Annotated in this window: 16 protein-coding genes; 10 read left to right on the top strand and 6 right to left on the bottom strand. The window is 70.1% G+C overall.

Annotation, left to right across the window (positions count from 1 at the left end):
* The first annotated feature begins 216 nt into the window (after nt 1-216).
* The 3 genes from ACFTZL_RS08150 to holA all read left to right on the top strand — a co-directional run bounded on the left by ACFTZL_RS08150 (nt 217) and on the right by holA (nt 2532).
* Nucleotides 217-1098: a YceI family protein gene (locus tag ACFTZL_RS08150; RefSeq protein WP_382579596.1), complete on the top strand. Its 882-nt coding sequence runs from the start codon at nt 217-219 to the stop codon at nt 1096-1098.
* Between the two features lie 54 nt (nt 1099-1152).
* Nucleotides 1153-1398: a hypothetical protein gene (locus tag ACFTZL_RS08145; protein WP_382579594.1), complete on the top strand. Its 246-nt coding sequence runs from the start codon at nt 1153-1155 to the stop codon at nt 1396-1398.
* Nucleotides 1399-1542: 144 nt separating this feature from the next.
* Nucleotides 1543-2532, top strand: a complete 990-nt coding sequence (holA, locus tag ACFTZL_RS08140) for a DNA polymerase III subunit delta (protein ID WP_382579592.1) — start codon at nt 1543-1545, stop codon at nt 2530-2532.
* A 10-nt stretch (nt 2533-2542) separates the two neighbouring features.
* On the opposite strand, the gene ACFTZL_RS08135 is transcribed toward holA, so the two are convergent.
* The gene (locus ACFTZL_RS08135; RefSeq protein ID WP_382579590.1) at nt 2543-2968 is read right to left on the bottom strand and encodes a VOC family protein; all 426 of its coding nucleotides are present in this window, start codon (nt 2966-2968) and stop codon (nt 2543-2545) included.
* Between the two features lie 87 nt (nt 2969-3055).
* Here ACFTZL_RS08135 and ACFTZL_RS08130 point away from each other — a divergent pair, with 87 nt between their 5' ends.
* Complete coding sequence (locus tag ACFTZL_RS08130; RefSeq protein ID WP_382579588.1) at nt 3056-3451, top strand: nuclear transport factor 2 family protein; 396 nt, start codon at nt 3056-3058, stop codon at nt 3449-3451.
* 173 nt (nt 3452-3624) lie between these two features.
* Here the strand turns inward: ACFTZL_RS08130 and rpsT are convergent, their stop codons facing one another.
* On the bottom strand, nt 3625-3891 hold the full coding sequence (rpsT, locus tag ACFTZL_RS08125) for a 30S ribosomal protein S20 (protein ID WP_311125643.1): 267 nt from the start codon (nt 3889-3891) through the stop codon (nt 3625-3627).
* 242 nt (nt 3892-4133) lie between these two features.
* Here rpsT and lepA point away from each other — a divergent pair, with 242 nt between their 5' ends.
* Nucleotides 4134-6002: a translation elongation factor 4 gene (gene lepA, locus ACFTZL_RS08120; protein ID WP_382579586.1), complete on the top strand. Its 1869-nt coding sequence runs from the start codon at nt 4134-4136 to the stop codon at nt 6000-6002.
* Nucleotides 6003-6251: 249 nt separating this feature from the next.
* Nucleotides 6252-8135, top strand: coding sequence for an AMP-dependent synthetase/ligase (locus tag ACFTZL_RS08115; protein WP_382579585.1), 1884 nt, complete (start codon nt 6252-6254; stop codon nt 8133-8135).
* A gap of 65 nt (nt 8136-8200) precedes the next feature.
* Here the strand turns inward: ACFTZL_RS08115 and ACFTZL_RS08110 are convergent, their stop codons facing one another.
* Nucleotides 8201-8656 carry a two-component system response regulator gene (locus ACFTZL_RS08110; RefSeq protein WP_382579584.1) on the bottom strand — a complete coding sequence of 152 codons (456 nt, stop codon included), beginning with the start codon at nt 8654-8656 and terminating at the stop codon, nt 8201-8203.
* Nucleotides 8653-12771, bottom strand: a complete 4119-nt coding sequence (locus ACFTZL_RS08105) for a HAMP domain-containing protein (protein ID WP_382579582.1) — start codon at nt 12769-12771, stop codon at nt 8653-8655. Before ACFTZL_RS08105 ends, ACFTZL_RS08110 begins: the two co-directional genes overlap by 4 nt.
* 102 nt (nt 12772-12873) lie before the next feature.
* Between ACFTZL_RS08105 and ACFTZL_RS08100 the strand changes: the two genes are divergently transcribed.
* A complete protein-coding gene (locus ACFTZL_RS08100; protein ID WP_382579581.1) occupies nt 12874-15165 on the top strand; it encodes a SpoIIE family protein phosphatase in 2292 nt (763 codons plus the stop codon).
* Between the two features lie 40 nt (nt 15166-15205).
* Nucleotides 15206-16438: a radical SAM family heme chaperone HemW gene (gene hemW / locus ACFTZL_RS08095; protein ID WP_382579580.1), complete on the top strand. Its 1233-nt coding sequence runs from the start codon at nt 15206-15208 to the stop codon at nt 16436-16438.
* A gap of 143 nt (nt 16439-16581) precedes the next feature.
* Here hemW and ACFTZL_RS08090 read toward each other — a convergent pair whose 3' ends face one another.
* Both ACFTZL_RS08090 and ACFTZL_RS08085 read right to left on the bottom strand, forming a co-directional pair.
* On the bottom strand, nt 16582-17385 hold the full coding sequence (locus ACFTZL_RS08090) for a DUF3097 domain-containing protein (protein WP_382579578.1): 804 nt from the start codon (nt 17383-17385) through the stop codon (nt 16582-16584).
* A gap of 31 nt (nt 17386-17416) precedes the next feature.
* Nucleotides 17417-18148 (bottom strand): MBL fold metallo-hydrolase, encoded by a 732-nt coding sequence (locus ACFTZL_RS08085; protein ID WP_382579576.1) that lies wholly within the window; start codon nt 18146-18148, stop codon nt 17417-17419.
* 171 nt (nt 18149-18319) lie between these two features.
* Here ACFTZL_RS08085 and hrcA point away from each other — a divergent pair, with 171 nt between their 5' ends.
* Nucleotides 18320-19336, top strand: a complete 1017-nt coding sequence (gene hrcA / locus ACFTZL_RS08080; RefSeq protein WP_382493551.1) for a heat-inducible transcriptional repressor HrcA — start codon at nt 18320-18322, stop codon at nt 19334-19336.
* Complete coding sequence (dnaJ, locus tag ACFTZL_RS08075) at nt 19336-20472, top strand: molecular chaperone DnaJ (RefSeq protein WP_189723487.1); 1137 nt, start codon at nt 19336-19338, stop codon at nt 20470-20472. The genes hrcA and dnaJ overlap by 1 nt, the downstream gene beginning before the upstream one ends.
* Nucleotides 20473-20565 lie beyond the last annotated feature (93 nt).

Here is a 20565-nt window from a genome sequence, read left to right as displayed (position 1 = left end):
GGACCCCGCGGGGAGGGCTGATTCGGTCCAGAAGGAGCACACCGTCCACACATGGTTCACATGGTTCTAGTCGGTCCTACTCGTGCGTAGTCCCATCACATGTGCTGGATTCCCGTGATGTGGTCGCGTGTTGCCTCGAAAGCCTCATCGGTGGTCGAATGCGTCCTCGGTGAACAGTGATCAAACCGCTGACTTCGAGTCGCACGAGGTGTCCAGATGATCGGCCGCTGGCTGGGAAGCCGAACCAACCGGGTACACCGGACGAGCCCCCTGGCGGCGGTGCCGACACCGCCCAGTGCGGGGGTGCTGAGCTGCCGGGTGCTCGACCCGGTCAACGAGCCGGTCAGACACGCGGAGTTCGCGGTCACCGACGCCATGGGGCGTTCGGTGGTCAGCGGGGGAGCGGATCCGTTCGGGTCGTTCGTGACGACGGTGCCCGCGGGGGAGTACCGGCTCGCGGTGTCGGCGGAGGGGTACACGCCGTACCGGGCGACCACACAGGTCGCCGAGAACACGCTCGCGTCGCTCGGGGACGTGACGCTGCAGGTGGCCCGGCCGCCGGAGCTGCCCGAGCCCGGCGACTGGGAGGTCGAGTCGGCGCACTCCTCGCTCGCCTTCACCGCGCGGCACATCGGACTGGCCCGGATCCACGGGCAGTTCAAGTCCTTCGCGGGTGTCATACGGGTCACCGACCCGCTGGAGCGGTCGGCGATGCATGTGGTGATCGACGCGGCGTCCATCGACACCAACGTGAGGATGCGCGACGACCATCTGCGGTCGGCGGACTTCCTGGACGTCGCGAAGTTCCCGACGCTCGAGTTCTACAGCGACCGGTTCGTGCACAAGGGGGCGAACCGGTGGGCCGTGACCGGGGCGCTGTCGCTGCACGGCGTCACGCGGACGGTCACGCTGGACACGGAGTACCTGGGGCTGGGCAACGGCATGGAGGGCGAGCTGCGGGCGGCCTGCCGGGCCACGACCGAGCTGCACAGGGACGACTTCACCGTGAGCTGGCAGACGATGCTGGCGCGGGGCATCGCGGTGGTCGGGCCGAGCATCAAGATCGACCTCGATGTGCAGGTCGTCCGCAAGGGCTGAGCCTGGGCGGATCCGGTGGATCGGGCTGCGACGCGGTGTCGGACAATGTCCGGCGTGAGTGATGTGCGACATGTGCTGGTGCTGCCCGACCGTGATGCCGCGGAAGAGGTGGTCGAGGCGCTCCGAGAGCGGTTCGGGGTCGTCGAGGAGCCGCAGCTCGTACGGGACGCGCTGGCCGGTGAGGACGATGCCGAGGACGCGCAGTGGCTGGTCGTCCTGAGGGACGAGGACGGGCGGCTGGACGCCGGGGAGCTGGACCGGTTCGCCGGGGAGTGGGACGGCTGGCGGGAAGAGCCGTAGAGTCCCGGGCTGCTGTCCGCGCAGGCCTCCCTCCGTGTACGCCTCCCTCCGCGTACGTCTCCGTCCGTGCGCGCACCTGTCCGTCCGAGTCCGCCACAGTCCCGTCCGGACCCGTTGTCAGTGCCGCGTGGGATGCTTGTCGCGATGGCCAGGAAGACTGCGAATGACGACCCTCTCGCCCCGGTGACGCTCGCCGTGGGCCAGGAGGACCTGCTGCTCGACCGTGCCGTGCAGGAGGTGGTGGCCGCGGCGAAGGCCGCCGACGCCGACACGGACGTACGGGACCTGACGTCGGACCAGTTGCAGCCCGGCACGCTCGCCGAGCTGACGAGTCCGTCGCTCTTCGCGGAGCGCAAGGTCGTGGTCGTCCGCAACGCGCAGGATCTCTCGGCCGACACGATCAAGGACGTCAAGGCCTATCTCGGTGCGCCCGCCGAGGAGATCACCCTCGTGCTGCTGCACGCCGGAGCGGCCAAGGGCAAGGGGCTGCTCGACGCGGCGCGCAAGGCCGGGGCGCGCGAGGTGGCCTGCCCGAAGATGACGAAGCCGGCGGACCGGCTGGCGTTCGTGCGGGGCGAGTTCCGGGGGACGGGGAGGTCTGCCACGCCGGAGGCGTGCCAGGCGCTCGTCGACGCGATCGGGAGCGATCTGCGGGAGCTGGCGTCGGCGGTCTCGCAGCTCGTCGCGGATGTCGAGGGGACGATCGACGAGGCGGTCGTGGGGCGGTACTACACCGGCCGGGCCGAGGCGTCGAGCTTCACGGTCGCCGACCGGGCGGTCGAGGGGCGGGCGGCGGAGGCGCTGGAGGCGTTGCGCTGGTCGCTGGCGACCGGGGTGGCGCCGGTGATGATCACCAGCGCGCTGGCGCAGGGCGTGCGGGCGATCGGGAAGCTGTCCTCGGCGCGCGGAGGCCGGCCGGCCGATCTCGCGCGCGAGCTGGGGATGCCGCCGTGGAAGATCGACCGGGTCCGGCAGCAGATGCGCGGGTGGACTCCGGACGGGGTGTCGGTGGCGCTGCGGGCGGTGGCCGAGGCGGACGCGGGGGTGAAGGGCGGCGGGGACGACCCGGGGTACGCCCTGGAGAAGGCGGTCGTCGCCATCGCCCGGGCGGCCAGATCCAGAGGGCGAGGATAGGGGCCGCTTCTCAGCGGACGGGCTCGCCGATGCCCAGCATGTTCCCCTCGCTGTCGCGGAACCAGGCGCCGCGTTCACCCCGGGCGCCCTTGCTCGGGTAGTTCCCCTCGATCTCGGCGATCCCGTCCCGCGTGCGGAACCCGGGCAGGTCGACCTCCTCGAACACCACACCGCGCCGCTTCAGCTCCGCCACGGCGGCGTCGATGTCATCGACCTCCAACGCCAGCTGGGTGAAGGTGCCGGGCGAGGCTCCCGTCGAGCGGAACAGTACGAACTCCCCGCCGCCGCACCGGTAGAGCAGCCCGCCGGGCCGTTCGTCGGCGGGCTCCAGGCCGAGCTTCTCGGCGTAGAAGCGCCGCGCCCGGTCCAGGTCCTGGGCGGGAAGCCGGGTCGCCACGCGGGCCCCGGCCAGCACGTTCCCTGCGTCAGCGTCCATGTCTCCACTGTGCCGCGAGAGCCGGCCGGAGGGAGAATCGAGAGTGTCAGCCGTACGTCGCCAAATGACGGAGAGGTGGCGAAGGCCATGGCTGAACACCCGCACGCAGCGCTGGTCCGCGAGGGATTCGAGGCATTCTCGCGCGGTGACATGGACACCCTGCGCGGATTGATCGCGTCGGATGCCACCCACCACGTGCCCGGAGATCACCCCTTGTCGGGCGACTTCAAGGGAGTGAACGCGATCATCGAGATGTACGAGCGGCTCGGCATGGAGACCAAGGGGACGATGAACGCCGAGCTGATCGGCATCTGCGTCGACGGCCGTGGCCATGCGGTCGGGATGACCCGCTTCACGGCCGAGCGCAACGGCAAGCGCCTCGACGACACCGGCTGCATCATCTTCCGGATCGTCGGCGACAAGGTCACCGACCTCGACGAATGCGTCGAGGACATCGACAAGAACAACGCGTTCTGGTCCTGAACAGACCGAAGGCCGGGTGCCCTCCCATGGGGAACAGGAGTGGCACCCGGCCTTCGGTACAAGCTGCTGGATCCGCGCCCGCGTGGCGAACGCAGGCCGCGCGCGGATCCGAGGGGTGCCGGAAGGGAGCGGATGAGAGGGCCCGCTCGATTCCCTCCGGCGTCACATCAGTGTCAGCCCTTGAGCGCGGCGACCTTCTGAGCCAGCGCCGACTTCTTGTTGGCAGCCTGGTTCTTGTGGATGACGCCCTTCGAGACGGCCTTGTCGAGCTGACGCGCGGCGACGCGCTGGTACTCGTTGGCCTTCTCGACGTCACCCGCGGCAGCAGCCTCACGGGCCTTGCGGATCGCGGTCTTGAGGGAGGACTTGACGGCCTTGTTGCGCAGCCGCGCCTTCTCGTTGGTCTTGATCCGCTTGATCTGGGACTTGATGTTCGCCACGAATGAGCCTTTTCAGGTTCTGGCACGGGACCGCGCGGGACCCGTACCGATGATTTCTCTTTCCGAGAATTTCCGACGCGCCTCCTGCTGAGAGGGCATGAGGCACAGCCCCCCACGGTACCAGCGGGCCCATCCATGGCCCAAACCCGTCGATGGTCCCCACCCGTGGGACCATGGAGGCTACGTATCGATCCGACCCGAGACCGCAGACACTGCGGACGCCTCAAGAATCAGGACCCTGCGTGCCCGCGATCCCTAGCCATGTGCCCGAACCGAGCCGTACCGACCCGGCTCTGATCCGCAACTTCTGCATCATCGCGCACATCGACCACGGCAAGTCCACACTCGCCGACCGGATGCTCCAGCTGACCGGAGTGGTCGACCAGCGGCAGATGCGCGCTCAGTACCTCGACCGCATGGACATCGAGCGCGAGCGCGGTATCACGATCAAGTCCCAGGCGGTGCGTCTGCCGTGGGCTCCCACCGAGGACCCAGGCAACACGCACATCCTCAACATGATCGACACCCCGGGGCACGTCGACTTCACCTACGAGGTCTCGCGGTCGCTCGCGGCCTGCGAGGGCACCGTCCTCCTGGTCGACGCCGCCCAGGGCATCGAGGCCCAGACCCTCGCCAACCTCTACCTGGCGATGGAGAACGACCTCAAGATCATCCCTGTACTGAACAAGATCGACCTCCCGGCCGCCCAGCCGGAGAAGTTCTCCGAGGAGCTCGCCAACCTCGTCGGCTGCGACCCGGACGACGTCCTCAAGGTCTCCGCGAAGACCGGCTTGGGCGTCGACGCGCTGCTCGACAAGGTCGTCGCCGAGGTGCCGGCCCCGGTCGGCGTCGCGGACGCGCCGGCCCGCGCGATGATCTTCGACTCGGTCTACGACTCCTACCGCGGCGTCGTCACGTACGTTCGAGTCGTCGACGGCCAGCTCAACAAGCGTGAGCGCATCCGGATGATGTCCACCAACGCCACGCACGAGCTGCTCGAGATCGGGACGAACTCGCCCGAGATGCTGTCCGCCGACGGCCTCGGTGTCGGCGAGGTGGGCTACATCATCACCGGTGTGAAGGACGTCCGCCAGTCCAAGGTCGGTGACACGATCACCAGCCTGCACAAGGGCGCCACCGAGGCCCTCGGCGGGTACAAGGAACCCAAGCCGATGGTGTTCTCCGGCCTCTACCCCCTCGACGGATCCGACTACCCGGAGCTGCGCGAGGCCCTCGACAAGCTCCAGCTCAACGATGCCGCGCTGGTCTACGAGCCGGAGACCTCCGCGGCCCTCGGCTTCGGATTCCGCGTCGGCTTCCTGGGCCTTCTCCACCTCGACGTCATCCGCGAGCGGCTCGAGCGCGAGTTCGGGCTCGACCTCATCGCCACCGCTCCGAACGTGGTCTACCGCGTGGTCATGGAGGATGGCGCCGAGCACACGGTGACAAACCCGAGCGAGTTCCCCGAGGGCAAGATCAACGACGTGTACGAGCCGGTCGTACGCGCCACGCTTCTCGCCCCGAGCGAGTTCATCGGCGCGATCATGGAGCTGTGCCAGACCCGGCGCGGCACGCTGCTCGGCATGGACTACCTCTCCGAGGACCGCGTGGAGATCCGCTACACGCTTCCCCTCGCGGAGATCGTCTTCGACTTCTTCGACCAGCTGAAGTCCAAGACCAAGGGCTACGCCTCGCTCGACTACGAGCCCACCGGCGAGCAGGCCTCCAGCCTCGTCAAGGTCGACATCCTGCTGCACGGCGACAAGGTGGACGCCTTCTCGGCGGTCACGCACAAGGACGCGGCGTACGCGTACGGCGTGCGGCTCGTCGCCAAGCTGCGCGAGCTGATCCCGCGCCAGGCCTTCGAGATCCCCGTCCAGGCGGCCATCGGCTCCCGGGTCATCTCCCGCGAGACCATCCGCGCCATCCGCAAGGACGTCCTCGCCAAGTGCTATGGCGGTGACATCTCCCGTAAGCGGAAGCTGCTGGAGAAGCAGAAGGAGGGCAAGAAGCGGATGAAGATGGTGGGTTCCGTAGAGGTTCCGCAGGAGGCCTTCATCGCGGTCCTGTCCAGTGATGACAGCGCGGGGTCGGGCAAGGGCAAGAAGTAGTCACGGATTACCGTGGGTTACACCGCAAACCGGGTAGAACAGGGGTCCGCCGTGCGAGAGCGCGGCGGGCCCCTGTGCGCAGGTGGGGTAGCTGTCTGTACGAAGAGACAGGCCGTGGGCCCTTACGCGGGGACCGGTCGGCCTTTACTCTGATCCCTGCTCGATAGTTACTCGCGAGTTAAACAACGGCTCGCGAGTAAAACCAGCCGCACCTGAGCCAGCCGCCTGACGCGGGCCCCGGAGGATGTCGTGAGCGACACACAGACCTTGATCGAGAACCGTCCGCCGTCGGTGGCGGGCCTGTTCCTGGAGCGCGTGGCGGCCACGCCGGACGCCGAGGCCTATCGGTATCCGGTCCCATCGTCCTCCGGTCAGGGGCCGGACGAGTGGAAGTCGCTGAGCTGGGCGCAGGCCGCCGAGCGGGTCTACGCCATCGCGGCGGGACTCATCGAGCTGGGCGTGCGGGCCGAGCAGCGCGTCGCGCTCGCCGCGAGCACCCGGATCGAGTGGATCCTCGCCGACCTCGGCATCATGTGCGCCGGCGCCGCGACCACCACGGTGTACCCCCAGACCAACGCCGAGGAGTCCGCCTACATCCTGTCGGACTCCGAGAGCCGGGTGCTCATCGCGGAGAACGTCGACCAGCTCGCCAAGGCGAAGGAGAAGCGCGCCGAGCTGCCCGAGCTGACCCATGTCGTGGTCGTCGACCCGGCGGGTCTGACGAACGAGGAGAGCGCCGACTGGATCCTCACCCTCGACGAGCTGGAGAAGCGCGGCGCGGCCCGCCTGGAGAAGGACCCCGACCTGATCAAGGAGCGGGTCGGCGCGATCACGAAGGACCAGCTCGCCACCCTCATCTACACCTCCGGCACCACCGGCCGCCCCAAGGGCGTACGCCTCCCGCACGACAACTGGTCGTACATGGCGAAGGCCATCGCCGCGACCGGACTGGTCAGCAGCGAGGACGTGCAGTACCTGTGGCTGCCCCTCGCGCATGTCTTCGGCAAGGTGCTCACCTCCGGCCAGATCGAGGTCGGGCACGTCACCGCCGTGGACGGCCGCGTCGACAAGATCATCGAGAACCTGCCGATCGTGCAGCCCACGTACATGGCGGCCGTGCCGCGCATCTTCGAGAAGGTCTACAACGGCGTCGCCGCCAAGGCCCGTGCGGGCGGCGGGGCCAAGTACAAGATCTTCCAGTGGGCGGCCGAGGTCTCCCGCGAGTACGCCAAGGTCTCGCAGGACAACTTCCGGCGTACCGGCACGCTGTCCGTGCCCTTCGGTCTCGGCGCCAAGCACAAGGTCGCCGACACGCTGGTGTTCGCCAAGATCCGTGAGGCCTTCGGCGGCAACCTGCGGGCCTGCGTCTCCGGGTCGGCCGCCCTCGCGCCGGAGATCGGGTACTTCTTCTCCGGCGCCGGCATCCACATCCTCGAGGGCTACGGCCTCACCGAGTCCTCGGCTGCTTCGTTCGTGAACCCGGGCGAGGCCTACCGCACCGGTACGGTCGGCAAGCCGCTGCCCGGTACGGAGGTGCGGATCGCCGACGACGGGGAGATCCTGCTGCGCGGCCCCGGCATCATGGAGGGCTACCACGGGCTGCCCGAGAAGACCGCCGAGGTGCTGGAGTCGGACGGCTGGTTCCACACCGGGGACATCGGGGAGCTGTCGGCCGACGGGTATCTGCGGATCACCGACCGCAAGAAGGACCTCATCAAGACCTCGGGCGGCAAGTACATCGCGCCGGCGGAGGTCGAGGGACAGTTCAAGGCGGTGTGCCCGTACGTGTCCAACATCCTGGTGCACGGGGCCGACCGGAACTTCTGCACGGCGCTGATCGCGCTCGACGAGTTGGCCATTGTCGAGTGGGCGAAGGAGAACGGGCTCGGGGGGAAGTCGTACGCCGAGATCGTGGCTGCGCCCGCGACGGTGGAGATGGTCGATGGGTATGTGAAGCAGCTCAACGAGGGGCTTCAGAAGTGGCAGACCATCAAGAAGTTCCGGTTGCTGCCGCGGGATCTTGATGTGGAGCACGGGGAGATCACGCCGAGCCTGAAGCTGAAGCGGCCGGTTGTGGAGCGGGAGTACAAGCATCTGATCGAGGAGATGTACGAGGGCTCTCGCGAGGCGTAGGGAGTGGCGGGGGCTGTGCGGCGGGTGCACGTGCGTCGTGGCTTGTCGCGCAGTTCCCCGCGCCCCTAAGTAGCCGAATCCACTCGGCGTTTGAGGTCCTGGATCTCCTTTCGCAGGCGTTCCACCTCTCTGCCTTTGCGGTAGAGGTCCAGGAAGACGCTGACCTTCGCTCTGAGGACCCATGGGTCGAAGGGCTTGGTCAAGTAGTCCGCCGCGCCGGTGGCGTAGCCGCGGAAGGCGTAGCCCGAGTCGTCGTCCGCTCCTGTCAGGAAGATGATCGGGACGTCGCGGGTCTGGTCGAGGCGTTTGATGTGGGCGGCCGTCTCGAAGCCGTCCATGCCGGGCATGCGGATGTCGAGCAGGACCAGGGCGATCGGCTGCCGCAGCAGGGCCTTCATCGCCTCCTCGCCCGAACGGGCGCGCACCAGCGGTTCGTTGAGGGAGGCGAGGACGGCCTCCAGGGCGGTCAGGTTGTCCTCCATGTCGTCGACCAGGAGGATTCCGGCGCGGTCGGTGCTCATGACGGTCGGGTCTCCTCCGCCGGGTCCTCCGGGTTCTCGGGGTTCTCCGGGTCCAGCAGTTCGCACACGACCGTCAGCAGCCGGTCGATGTCCACCGGCTTGGGCACGTATTCGTTGGCGCCGCGGGCGATGGACTTCTCCCGGTCGCCCGGCATCGCCTTGGCGGTCAGCGCCACGATCGGCAGGCCCGTCCAGCGGGGTGCGCGGCGGATGGCGGAGATGGTCTCGTAGCCGTCCATCTCCGGCATCATGATGTCCATCAGGACCAGTTCGACGTCCGCGCTGCGCTCCAGGGTCTCGATGCCCTCGCGGCCGTTCTCCGCGTACAGCACGGTCATGCCGACCCGGCCCAGGACATGGGTGAGGGCGAACACGTTGCGGATGTCGTCGTCGACGATCAGCACCCGGCGCCCGGCCAGGATCCGGCCCGGCCTGCCGGACGTCCAGGCCTCCAGCTTCGTCGGCGCCGGCCAGGCGTCGTCCGTGTCGTGCGCGACCGGGTACGGTCCCGCCGTCGGCTGGAGGGGCAGGGGCAGCGCCGCGCGCTCCTCCGGGACCGGGATCGGCGCCGTGTGGCCGGGGCTGACGACCGGGACGTACAGGGTGAACCTGGATCCCTTGCCGGGCTCGCTCTCGGCGATGATCCGGCCGCCGAGCAGGCCCGCGATCTCCCGGCTGATCGACAGGCCGAGGCCGGTGCCGCCGTACTTGCGGTTGGTGGTGCCGTCGGCCTGCTGGAACGCCTCGAAGATCACCGGGAGTTTCTCCGGCGCTATTCCGATGCCCGTGTCGGACACGGCGAACGCGATGACGTCGTCGGTGTCCCGGATATGGCGGTGCTCGGCGTCCTGCACCCGGTCGACCCGCAGCTCGACCTTGCCCGACGCGGTGAACTTGATCGCGTTGGACAGGAGATTGCGCAGGATCTGCTGGAGCCGCTGCTCGTCCGAGTACATCTCGCGCGGCACGTCCTCGCCGACCGCCACCTCGAAGGCGAGCCCCCGGTCGATGGTGAGGGGGCGGAACGTGGCGTGGACGTAGTCGAGCAGCTTGATGAGCGGGAGCCGCTTGGGGCGTACGTCCATCCGGCCGGCCTCGATCTTCGACAGGTCGAGGATGTCGTTGATGAGCTGGAGCAGGTCCGAGCCCGAGCGGTGGATCGTCGTCGCGAACTGCACCTCCTGGTCGGAGAGACGGCCGTCCGGGTTGTCGGAGAGCAGCCGGGCCAGGATCAGCAGGGAGTTCAGCGGCGTGCGCAGCTCGTGCGACATGTTCGCCAGGAACTCCGACTTGTACTGGGAGGACGTGGCCAGCAGGGCGGCCTTCTCCTCCAGTTCGGCGTTGGAGCGCTGCAGCTCGCCCTGCTGCTTCTGGAGTTCGTCCGAGCGCTCCTGGAGCTGCATGGCGAGGCGCTGGGACTCGCCGAGCAGGGACTCCGTGCGGGAGTTGGCGATGATCGTGTTGATGGCGACGCCGATGGTGTTGACGAACTGGTCGAAGAACGCCAGGTGCACATCGGAGAAGCGGGAGAAGGAGGCGAGCTCGATGACTCCGAGGAGCTTGTCCTCGAAGAGGATCGGGATGATGACGATCGTGGTGGGGGCCGCCTCGCCGAGGCCGCTGTTGATCTTGATGTAGTCGGGCGGGGCGCCCTCCACCAGGATCCGCTTCTTCTCCCGGGCCGCCTGCGCGACCAGGCCGTGCACGGGCAGGCCGCCGGTCTCCACGGTCGCGTCCTGGGCGGCGCCGTAGCCGGCGATGAAGGCCAGGCCCTTGATCGGCACGGTGGTGCGCAGGGCCGCGCCGTCCTCGTCCGGGTCGGCCAGGTAGAACGCGCCGTACTGGGCGTTCACCAGCGGGGTCAGCTCGCGGAGTATCAGGTCGGCGACCTCCATCAGGTCGCGGTGGCCCTGCATCAGGGCGGCGAGGCGGGCCAGATTGGACTCCAGCCAGTCCTTCGCGCGGGTCGTCTCCCGCAGGTTGGCCACCATCAGGTTGATGTTGTCCTTCAGCTCGGCGACCTCGCCGCGCGTCTCGACGGTGATCGAGCGGGACATGTCGCCCTGGGCCACCGCGGAGGCGACCTCGGCGATGGCGCGAACCTGGGTGGTGAGGTTGAGCGCTAGCTCGTTGACGTTCGTCGTCAGGCGCTTCCAGGTGCCGTAGACACCCTCGACCCGGGCCTGGCCGCCCAGTTGACCCTCACTGCCGACCTCGCGGGCCACGCGGGTGACCTCGGAGGCGAAGGAGGACAGGGTGTCGACCATCGTGTTGATGGTGGTCTTCAGCTCCAGGATCTCGCCGCGCGCGTCCACGTCGATCTTCCGGGACAGGTCGCCCTGCGCCACGGCCGTCGCCACCTGGGCGATGTTGCGCACCTGGGAGGTGAGGTTGTCGGCCATGTAGTTGACGTTGTCCGTCAGGTCCCGCCAGACGCCGGAGACGCCCAGCACCTGCGCCCGGCCGCCGAGCCGGCCGTCGGTGCCGACCTCGCGGGCCACGCGGGTCACCTCGTCGGCGAAGGCGCGCAGTTGCTCCACCATCGTGTTGACGGTGTCCTTCAGCTCCAGGATCTCCCCGCGGGCGTCGACCGTGATCTTCTTCGACAGGTCGCCGTTGGCGACGGCGGTGGTGACCTGGGCGATGTTGCGGACCTGGGAGGTCAGGTTCAGCGCCATGAAGTTGACGTTGTCGGTGAGGTCCTTCCAGACGCCGGAGACGCCCCGGACCTGGGCCTGGCCGCCGAGGTTGCCTTCCGTGCCGACCTCGCGGGCGACGCGGGTGACCTCGTCGGCGAAGGCGGAGAGCTGGTCCACCATCGTGTTGATCGTGGACTTGAGCTCCAGGATCTCGCCCTTGGCCTCCACCGTGATCTTCTTGCCGAGGTCGCCCTGGGCGACGGCGGTGGAGACAAGGGCGATGTTCCGCACCTGGGAGGTGAGGTTGTCCGCCATGAAGTTGACGTTGTCGGTGAGGTCCTTCCAGACGCCGGAGACGCCCCGGACCTGAGCCCGGCCGCCGAGGTTGCCCTCGGTGCCGACCTCGCGGGCGACCCTCGTCACCTCGTCCGCGAAGGCGGAGAGCTGGTCCACCATCGTGTTGATGGTCGACTTGAGCTCCAGGATCTCGCCCTGCGCGGCGACCGTGATCTTCTGGGACAGATCGCCGTTGGCCACGGCCGTCGTCACCTGGGCGATGTTGCGGACCTGCGAGGTCAGGTTCGACGCCATGAAGTTGACGTTGTCGGTGAGGTCCTTCCAGACCCCCGACACGCCCCGCACCTGCGCCCGGCCGCCCAACTGGCCCTCGGTGCCGACCTCGCGGGCGACGCGGGTGACCTCGTCGGCGAAGGCGGAGAGCTGGTCGACCATCGTATTCACGGTCAGCTTCAGTTCCAGCAGCTCGCCGGTCGCCTCCACCGTGACCGTGCGGGTCAGGTCGCCGCGGGCCACCGCCGTCGTCACCGCCGCGATGTCCCGCACCTGGGCCGTCAGCCGGGACGCCATGGTGTTGACGGCCTCCGTGACGTCCCGCCAACTGCCCGACAGGCCCCGCACATTGGCCCGGCCGCCGAGCCGGCCCTCGGTGCCGACCTCGCGCGCGACCTGCGTCACCTCGCCCGTGAACAGGGAGAGCTGGTCCACCATCGTGTTCACGGCCCGGCCCAGGCGACGCAGGTCGCCGCGTAACTGCCGGGTCCCGTCGTGCAGATCGACTCGCTGGGTCAGATCGCCGCCGGCCACCGCGTCCAGCACCCGCGTGGCGTTCGCCGCCGGGGCGACCAGGGCGTCGAGCAACTGGTTCACGTCGTTGACGCGGGAGGTCCACAGGCCCTGGCCCGGGCTGGCCGAGAGGCGCTCGTCGAGCCGGCCGTGCCGCACCAGCTCCCGTCTCACGCGCTGCGCCTCGGTGGTGAAGTGGACGCTGCGGTCCATGATCTGGTTGAAGACCGCGGTGAGCTCGGCCACCATCCCGTGGCCGGATTCCGGCACCTTGGTGAAGTCGCCGTCGCGTGCGGCGGTCATCGCGGCGAGCAGCGGACGCAGATCGGATGTACGAATCTGACCGTCTTCGTACCGGTCTTCGACCACAGGAGTAGCACTGTTCTCACTCATGGCGGCCCACTTCGGTAACTCGGCGCTTATGGGCGTGGTCAGTCTGTCACTCTGTCGGCATCGACTGTGGCGTATTCGTACGAACTGCCCGGGGAGCTGTCCATGGGGGCCATTCCGACGCAACGGGAGACCGCCTCCCGTGCCTCGCAGGCGCCTGCACATGCTTCGGAGACGCCTGTGTCCGTTGAGGACGAGCCCGTTTCCGTGGTGCCCGCACCGACTGCCGAGACGCTCACGCCCGACGCGTGCGCGCCGGCCTGCGCGGCGCCCGCACCCATATCCGAGGCGCCCGCACAGGAGCGCGCGCGGGCGCACGCGACCCTGTCCGGCAGCTCGCTCGCGCCGGGCACCGCACGCGCCCTCGTGCGCTCGGCGCTCGCCGAGTGGACCCGGCTCGGCCTGCCCGGCACCGAGCACCTCACCGACCGCCTCGCCGACGACGCCACGCTCGTCGTCAGCGAACTCGTCACCAACGCCGTCGTGCACGCCGGTACCGACGTCGAGCTGGAGTGCCGGCTGGAAGGCGACGGCGGTGGGGGCGACGGCGACGGCGGTGACAAGGAGACGGCCGCGCTCGTCGTCGAGGTCTGCGATCACCACCCCTCACGCGCCCCGCGCGGCGGCGAACCGGAGACACCGCACGACATGCCCGAGTACGGGCGCGGCCTGCGGCTCGTCGGCGCTCTCTCCGAGGCCTGGGGCATCACGTACCGCACGGGCCGGAAGACCGTGTGGGCGCGGTTGCCCGCCGGGGGGTGCGCGGCGGGCGAGCAGATCGAGGCGTACGCCGAGGAGCAGGCGCTGGCGCGCGGGCTGCGGGTGGCGGAGATCCTCGCGCCGGATCCGCGCCAGGGCTGGGAGGCCGCGGAGCCGGGCGAGGCGGACCCGGGGGAGGAGGGGGAGGCCGGACGGCGCCGGCGTGACGGGCGGGACCCGCGGGACCGGCAGGACCCACAGGACTCCGGCGGTTCACGGGACCGGCAGGACCCGCACGACTCCCGCGGCCTACGGGACTGGCGCGACTGGAACGACGTACGGGACTGGCGGGACCGTCACGAGAGCGGCAGCGAGGGACGCGACGGTGCCTGGCTGGGCCGCGGCGCCCTCTCCTTCCTCGCGGAGGCCTCCGACCTGCTCGCCGGACAGCTCGACGAGGACCTGGTCGCCGCCCTCGCCGGGCAGCTCATCGTGCCGCGGCTGGCCGACTGGTGCGCGGTGTGGCTGGAGGACGAGGCCACCGGCGGCGGCTGGAGCGGCGGGGCCGGAGCGGGCGGGGCGCGCCTGGCCCGGGTCTGGCACGGCAGCGAGAACCGCATCGAGGAGCTGCGCCGGGCCCTGGAGAAGGACCCGCCGCATCCGTCCGACCCGCCCGGGTCCGGGCCCGTCGTCTACCCCTGGCCGGGCGAGGCACTCGGTGAGCCGCCGGGCGAGCCGGGGTCGGCACTCGCGTACCGGCTGGTCGCCGGGGGACGCCCGCTGGGCACGCTGGTCATCGGCCGGTCCGGGGCCGCCGGCTTCCCCGACGAGATCACCGGCCTCGTCGAGGACCTCAGCCGCCGCGTCGCCCTCGCCATCGGCGCCGCCCGCCAGTACGCCCGCCAGGCCACCATCAGCGCCGTGCTCCAGCGCGGACTGCTGCCCGGCGCCGTCGCCGAGATCCCCGGGGTGCGCAGCGCGCTCGTCTACGAGCCGTACGACAAGGGCGGGCCCAGCGGCGACTTCTACGACCTGTTCCCGGCCGGTGACGGCCGCTGGTGCTTCGCCGTCGGCGACGTCCAGGGCAAGGGACCCGAGGCGGCCGTCGTGATCGGCCTGGCCCGGCCCTGGCTGCGGCTGCTGGCCCGCGAGGGCTACCGGGTCGCCGACGTCCTCGACCGTCTCAACCAGCTCCTGCTCGACGACGCCACGGAGGCCGCCGACGCGGCGGCCCGGGCGCTGGTGGCCGCGGGCGCCCGGCCGACCCTGCCCGGCGACGGCCCCCAGACGCGCTTCCTGTCCCTGTTGTACGGCGAACTGGTCCCCTTCGACGGCGGTGTCCGCTGCACCGTCGCCTCCGCCGGGCACCCGCTCCCGCTGCTGCTCGGGGCGGGCGGCGAGGTCCACACGACAGCGCAGCCGCAGACCCTCCTGGGAGTCGTCGAGGACGCCACGTACACCAGCGACACCTTCGAGCTGCGGCCCGGCGACACGCTGCTGTGCGTCACCGACGGCGTGACGGAGCGCCGCTCCGGATCCCGCCAGTTCGACGACGAGGACGGGCTCGCGGCGGCGCTGGCCGGGTGCGCGGGGCTGGACGCCGAGCTGATAGCCGAGCGGATCAAGCGGCTGGTCCACGAGTTCGGGGCGCGGCCCCCGGCCGACGATCTCGCGCTGCTGGTGCTCCAGGCGGAATGAGCAGACGGAGCGACCGCGCGGGTGCTGGACAATGGAAGGCATGCCTTCCGCACTTCCCGACGGCGAGCCCGTCCCCGACGACGGCGCGCTGCCCCTGTCCGCGCTCGCCGGGGCCGCCGGCCGTCCGCTCGGGTTCTATCTGCACGTCCCGTACTGCGCGACCCGCTGCGGCTACTGCGATTTCAACACCTACACGGCGACCGAGCTGCGCGGCACGGGCGGTGTGCTGGCCTCCCGCGACAACTACGCCGAGACGCTGGTCGAGGAGGTCCGCCTGGCACGCAAGGTGCTGGGTGATGATCCGCGACCCGTTCGTACGGTGTTCGTGGGCGGGGGGACGCCCACGCTGCTGGCCGCCGGTGATCTCGTACGGATGCTGGGCGCGATCCGTGACGAGTTCGGGCTGGCGCCGGACGCCGAGGTCACGACGGAGGCGAATCCGGAGTCGGTGGATCCGGCGTATCTGGCCGCGCTGCGCGAGGGCGGCTTCAACCGGATCTCGTTCGGCATGCAGAGCGCGCGGCAGCATGTGCTGAAGGTGCTGGACCGTACGCATACGCCCGGGCGGCCCGAGGCGTGCGTGGCGGAGGCGAGGGCGGCGGGCTTCGAGCACGTCAACCTCGACCTGATCTACGGCACGCCGGGGGAGAGCGACGACGACTGGCGGGCCACGCTGAGCGCCGCGCTGGGCGCGGGGCCCGACCACGTCAGCGCGTACGCGCTGATCGTCGAGGAGGGTACGCAGCTCGCTCGTCGTATCCGCCGGGGCGAGGTCCCCATGACGGACGACGATGTCCACGCCGACCGCTATCTGATCGCCGAGGAGGCGCTGTCCTCGGCGGGCTTCGAGTGGTACGAGGTGTCCAACTGGGCCACCTCGGAGGCGGGGCGATGCCTGCACAACGAGCTGTACTGGCGGGGGGCCGACTGGTGGGGGGCCGGGCCGGGGGCGCACAGCCATGTGGGGGGCGTTCGGTGGTGGAACGTCAAGCATCCGGGGGCCTATGCGGGGGCGCTGGCGGTGGGGCGGTCGCCCGGGGCCGGGCGTGAGGTGCTGTCGGAGGAGGACCGGCGGGTCGAGCGGATTCTGCTGGAGTTGCGGCTGCGGGAGGGGGTGCCGTTGGCGTTGCTGCGGGAGGAGGGGCTTGCTGCGTCGCGCAGGGCGTTGGCGGAGGGGCTGCTTCAGGAAGGGCCGTATGAGGAGGGGCGTGGGGTGTTGACCTTGCGGGGGCGGTTGCTGGCCGATGGGGTTGTACGGGATCTCGTGGACTGAAGTGCTCGGGGTTGGTACTGAGGCCGGGTGGGTGCGCAGCCCGGCGTAGCGGGGTGCCGCTTCTTTGGGACGGGTGCCGCCCTGGGGGCACCTCCCAGGCCATTAAGGCACTGGGGGAGGCACGATTGCCCGCAGCTCAGCGGCTACGCCGGTGCTGTTACGAAGTCGATCAGTTCTTCCACCCTGCCCAGGAGTTCCGGTTCCAGGTCTCTGTACGAGCGGACTCCCGACAGGATTCGTTGCCAGGCCGCGCCCGTGTTGGGGGGCCAGCCCAAGGAGCGGCATACGCCTGTCTTCCAGTCCTGGCCGCGGGGGATGCGGGGCCAGGACTCGATGCCGAGGGACGTCGGCTTCACCGCCTCCCAGATGTCGATGTACGGGTGGCCCACCACCAGGGCGTGCTCGCTCGTCACCGACTCGGCGATGCGCCACTCCTTGCTGCCCGGGACCAGGTGGTCCACCAGGACGCCGAGGCGGGCGTCCGGGCCGGGGGCGAAGTCGGAGACGATCGACGGCAGGTCGTCGACGCCCTCCAGGTACTCCACGACCACGCCCTCGATGCGCAGGTCGTCGCCCCACACCTTCTCGACCAGCTCGGCGTCGTGCCGGCCCTCGACGTAGATGCGGCCGGCGCGGGCCACACGCGCGCGTGCGCCGGGGACGGCCACCGAACCGGAGGCGGTGTGCGTGGGGCGGGCGGGGCCGGACGACGGGCGGACCAGCGTCACCACCCTGCCCTCCAGCAGGAAGCCGCGCGGCTCCATCGGGAACACGCGGTGCTTGCCGAAGCGGTCCTCCAGCGTCACCGTGCCCGCCTCGCAGCGGATCACCGCGCCGCAGAAGCCCGTCCCGGCCTCCTCGACCACCAGGCCCGGATCCGCCGGAACCTCGGGCACCGGCTTCGGCTTCTTCCACGGCGGGGTCAGGTCCGGAGAGTACTGGCGCATTCGAATGACGATAGGAGAAGGCGTACGGCGATCACCGCGACACGCCGAAACGCGCCGCCAGCGCGTCCCGCTGGGCCCGGACGAACGCCGCGTCCACCACCGCTCCGTGACCGGGCACGTACAGTGCGTCCTCGCCGCCCAGATCGAGCAGCCGGTCCAGGGCGGCCGGCCAGTGCGACGGCACGGCGTCGGTGCCCGCCTGGGGCTCGCCGGACTCCTCGACCAGGTCGCCGCAGAACACCACCTCCGGATCACCCGGCACCAGCACCGCCAGGTCGTGCGCGGTGTGCCCCGGGCCCACGTTCGCCAGCAGCACCTGGCGGCCGCCACCCAGGTCGAGCGTCCACTCGCCGGAGACCAGATGGCGGGGCGGGACCAGCCGTTCCGCCGACTCCTGCGCGACGGGCGCCGCCAGGCCGTTCCGTACCGCGTCCGCGCGCAGCTCCTCGCGGTCCCGCACGCGGGTGAGGACCGCGTCCACGCCCACCGCGCCGAAAACCTCCGCCTCAGGGAAGGCCGCCGCGCCGAAGACATGGTCGAAGTGGGGGTGGGTCAGCGCGAGATGCGTCACATGGTGACCGGTGAGCGACTGCGCCTGCGCGCGCAACCTCGCGCCCTCGGCCGGGCTGGACCCCGCGTCGATCATGAGGACCGCGCCCTCACCGGCCACCAGTCCCGCCGTGCAGTCCCACACCGGAAGCCGGCACCGTCCCACCCCGGCGGCCACCCGCTCCCACCCGAGCTCTTCCCAAGTCACCGTCATACGGCGACGCTAGCGGTGACACCCGTCGCGGGCACGACAGCGCACGACCAGCCTTGCCGGGGGTGCACCCCACCGCCGTACACTGGGCCGGGGAATGCTGGCACTCGCACGCGCAGAGTGCCAGGCCACGACAGCAGGGCAGCAGGCGGACGACTTCTGGAGGTGTGCGCGATGCTCAGTGAACGCAGGCTTCAGGTGCTGCGCGCCATCGTTCAGGACTACGTCGGCACCGAGGAGCCCGTCGGCTCCAAGGCCCTCACCGAGCGGCACAGCCTCGGCGTCTCCCCGGCCACCGTCCGCAACGACATGGCGGCCCTCGAGGACGAGGGATACATCGCCCAGCCGCACACCAGTGCCGGGCGCATCCCCACCGACAAGGGCTACCGGCTGTTCGTGGACAAGCTGGCCGGCGTCAAGCCGATGACCGCGCCCGAGCGGCGCGCGATCCAGAACTTCCTCGAGGGTGCCGTCGATCTCGACGACGTCGTGGCGCGTACGGTGCGGCTGCTGGCGCAGCTCACGCGCCAGGTGGCCGTCGTGCAGTATCCGTCGCTGACCCGGTCGACCGTGCGGCATGTGGAGTTGCTCGCTCTCGCGCCCGCGCGTCTGATGCTCGTGCTGATCACGGACACCGGGCGGGTCGAGCAGCGTGTGGTCGACTGCGTGGCGCCCTTCGGCGAGGCCTCGCTCGCGGATCTGCGCGCACGGCTCAACAGCCGTGTCGCGAACCGCCGTTTCGCGGATGTGCCGAGTTTGGTGGAGGATCTGCCGGAGGCGTTCGAGCACGAGGACCGGGGTACGGTTTCCACGGTGCTCTCCACGCTTCTGGAGACGCTCGTCGAGGAGAACGAGGAGCGGCTGATGATCGGCGGCACCGCCAATCTCACCCGCTTCGGGCATGACTTTCCCCTGGTGATCCGGCCGGTGCTGGAGGCGCTGGAGGAGCAGGTCGTGCTCCTCAAGCTGCTCGGCGAGGCGAAGGATCCGGGCGTGACCGTACGTATCGGTCATGAGAACGCCCACGAGGGACTCAACTCCACGTCCGTCGTGTCGGTCGGCTACGGTTCGGGCGGCGAGGCAGTCGCCAAGCTCGGCGTGGTCGGACCGACCCGCATGGACTACCCGGGAACGATGGGAGCGGTACGCGCAGTGGCACGGTACGTCGGACAGATCCTGGCGGAGTCGTAGTGGCCACGGACTACTACGCCGTACTCGGCGTGCGCCGCGACGCGTCGCAGGAAGAGATCAAGAAGGCCTTCCGGCGGCTCGCACGCGAGCTGCATCCGGACGTCAACCCCGATCCGAAGACCCAGGAGCGGTTCAAGGAGATCAACGCCGCTTACGAGGTGTTGTCGGACCCGCAGAAGAAGCAGGTCTACGACCTCGGCGGCGACCCGCTCTCGCAGGCCGCCGGCGGCGGCGCGGGCGGCTTCGGAGCCGGTGGCTTCGGGAACTTCTCGGACATCATGGACGCGTTCTTCGGCACGGCGTCGCAGCGCGGTCCGCGCTCGCGCACCCGCCGCGGCCAGGACGCGATGATCCGTATCGAGATCGAGCTCGACGAGGCCGCCTTCGGTACGACCAAGGACATCCAGGTCGACACGGCCGTCGTCTGCAACACCTGCAGCGGCGAGGGTGCCGCGCCGGGGACGAGTGCGCAGACGTGTGACATGTGCCGCGGTCGCGGTGAGGTGTCGCAGGTCACCCGGTCGTTCCTCGGCCAGGTCATGACGTCCCGGCCCTGCCCGCAGTGCCAGGGCTTCGGGACCGTGGTGCCGACGCCGTGCCCGGAGTGCGCCGGTGACGGCCGCGTCCGCTCCCGGCGGACCCTGACCGTGAAGATCCCCGCCGGTGTCGACAACGGCACGCGCATCCAGCTCGCGGGCGAGGGCGAGGTCGGGCCCGGTGGCGGTCCCGCCGGTGACCTCTACGTCGAGATCCACGAACTCCCGCACTCCACGTTCCAGCGGCGCGGCGACGACCTGCACTGCACGGTGACGATCCCCATGACGGCCGCGTGCCTCGGCACGAAGGTGCCGCTGGAGACGCTGGACGGCATGGAGGAGGTCGACATCCGCCCGGGCACCCAGTCCGGCCAGTCGATCCCGCTGCACGGCCGGGGCATCACGCACCTGCGGGGCGGCGGACGCGGCGACCTCATCGTGCACGTCGAGGTCCAGACGCCGACGAAGCTCGACCCCGAGCAGGAGCGGTTGCTGCGCGAGCTGGCCAAGCTGCGGGGCGAGGAGCGGCCTACGGGGCAGTTCCAGCCTGGGCAGCAGGGGTTGTTCTCGCGGTTGAAGGATGCGTTCAACGGGCGCTGACGTGGGCGGTCCGGCCGCTGCTGGGGGTCCGGGGGTCGTCCCCCGGGCAGGCACGGTCAGCCGGGGCAGCAGGGGTTGTTTTCGCGGTTGGAG

Source organism: Streptomyces sp. NPDC056948 (assembly GCF_042674225.1).
Taxonomy (GTDB): domain Bacteria; phylum Actinomycetota; class Actinomycetes; order Streptomycetales; family Streptomycetaceae; genus Streptomyces; species Streptomyces purpurascens.
Note: the sequence above shows the minus strand (reverse complement) of the source record. Positions and strands in the feature narration are given on the sequence as shown.

What these genes read in the sequence shown, in the direction of transcription:
- hemW (WP_382579580.1), top strand. Translation starts at nt 15,206, where the DNA reads ATGCCTTCCGCACTTCCCGACGGCGAGCCCGTCCCCGACGACGGCGCG.
- ACFTZL_RS08100 (WP_382579581.1), top strand. Translation starts at nt 12,874, where the DNA reads ATGGGGGCCATTCCGACGCAACGGGAGACCGCCTCCCGTGCCTCGCAG.
- ACFTZL_RS08085 (WP_382579576.1), bottom strand. Translation starts at nt 18,148, where the DNA reads ATGACGGTGACTTGGGAAGAGCTCGGGTGGGAGCGGGTGGCCGCCGGG.
- ACFTZL_RS08110 (WP_382579584.1), bottom strand. Translation starts at nt 8,656, where the DNA reads ATGAGCACCGACCGCGCCGGAATCCTCCTGGTCGACGACATGGAGGAC.
- ACFTZL_RS08135 (WP_382579590.1), bottom strand. Translation starts at nt 2,968, where the DNA reads ATGGACGCTGACGCAGGGAACGTGCTGGCCGGGGCCCGCGTGGCGACC.
- ACFTZL_RS08090 (WP_382579578.1), bottom strand. Translation starts at nt 17,385, where the DNA reads ATGCGCCAGTACTCTCCGGACCTGACCCCGCCGTGGAAGAAGCCGAAG.
- ACFTZL_RS08130 (WP_382579588.1), top strand. Translation starts at nt 3,056, where the DNA reads ATGGCTGAACACCCGCACGCAGCGCTGGTCCGCGAGGGATTCGAGGCA.
- ACFTZL_RS08150 (WP_382579596.1), top strand. Translation starts at nt 217, where the DNA reads ATGATCGGCCGCTGGCTGGGAAGCCGAACCAACCGGGTACACCGGACG.
- hrcA (WP_382493551.1), top strand. Translation starts at nt 18,320, where the DNA reads ATGCTCAGTGAACGCAGGCTTCAGGTGCTGCGCGCCATCGTTCAGGAC.
- holA (WP_382579592.1), top strand. Translation starts at nt 1,543, where the DNA reads ATGGCCAGGAAGACTGCGAATGACGACCCTCTCGCCCCGGTGACGCTC.
- ACFTZL_RS08105 (WP_382579582.1), bottom strand. Translation starts at nt 12,771, where the DNA reads ATGAGTGAGAACAGTGCTACTCCTGTGGTCGAAGACCGGTACGAAGAC.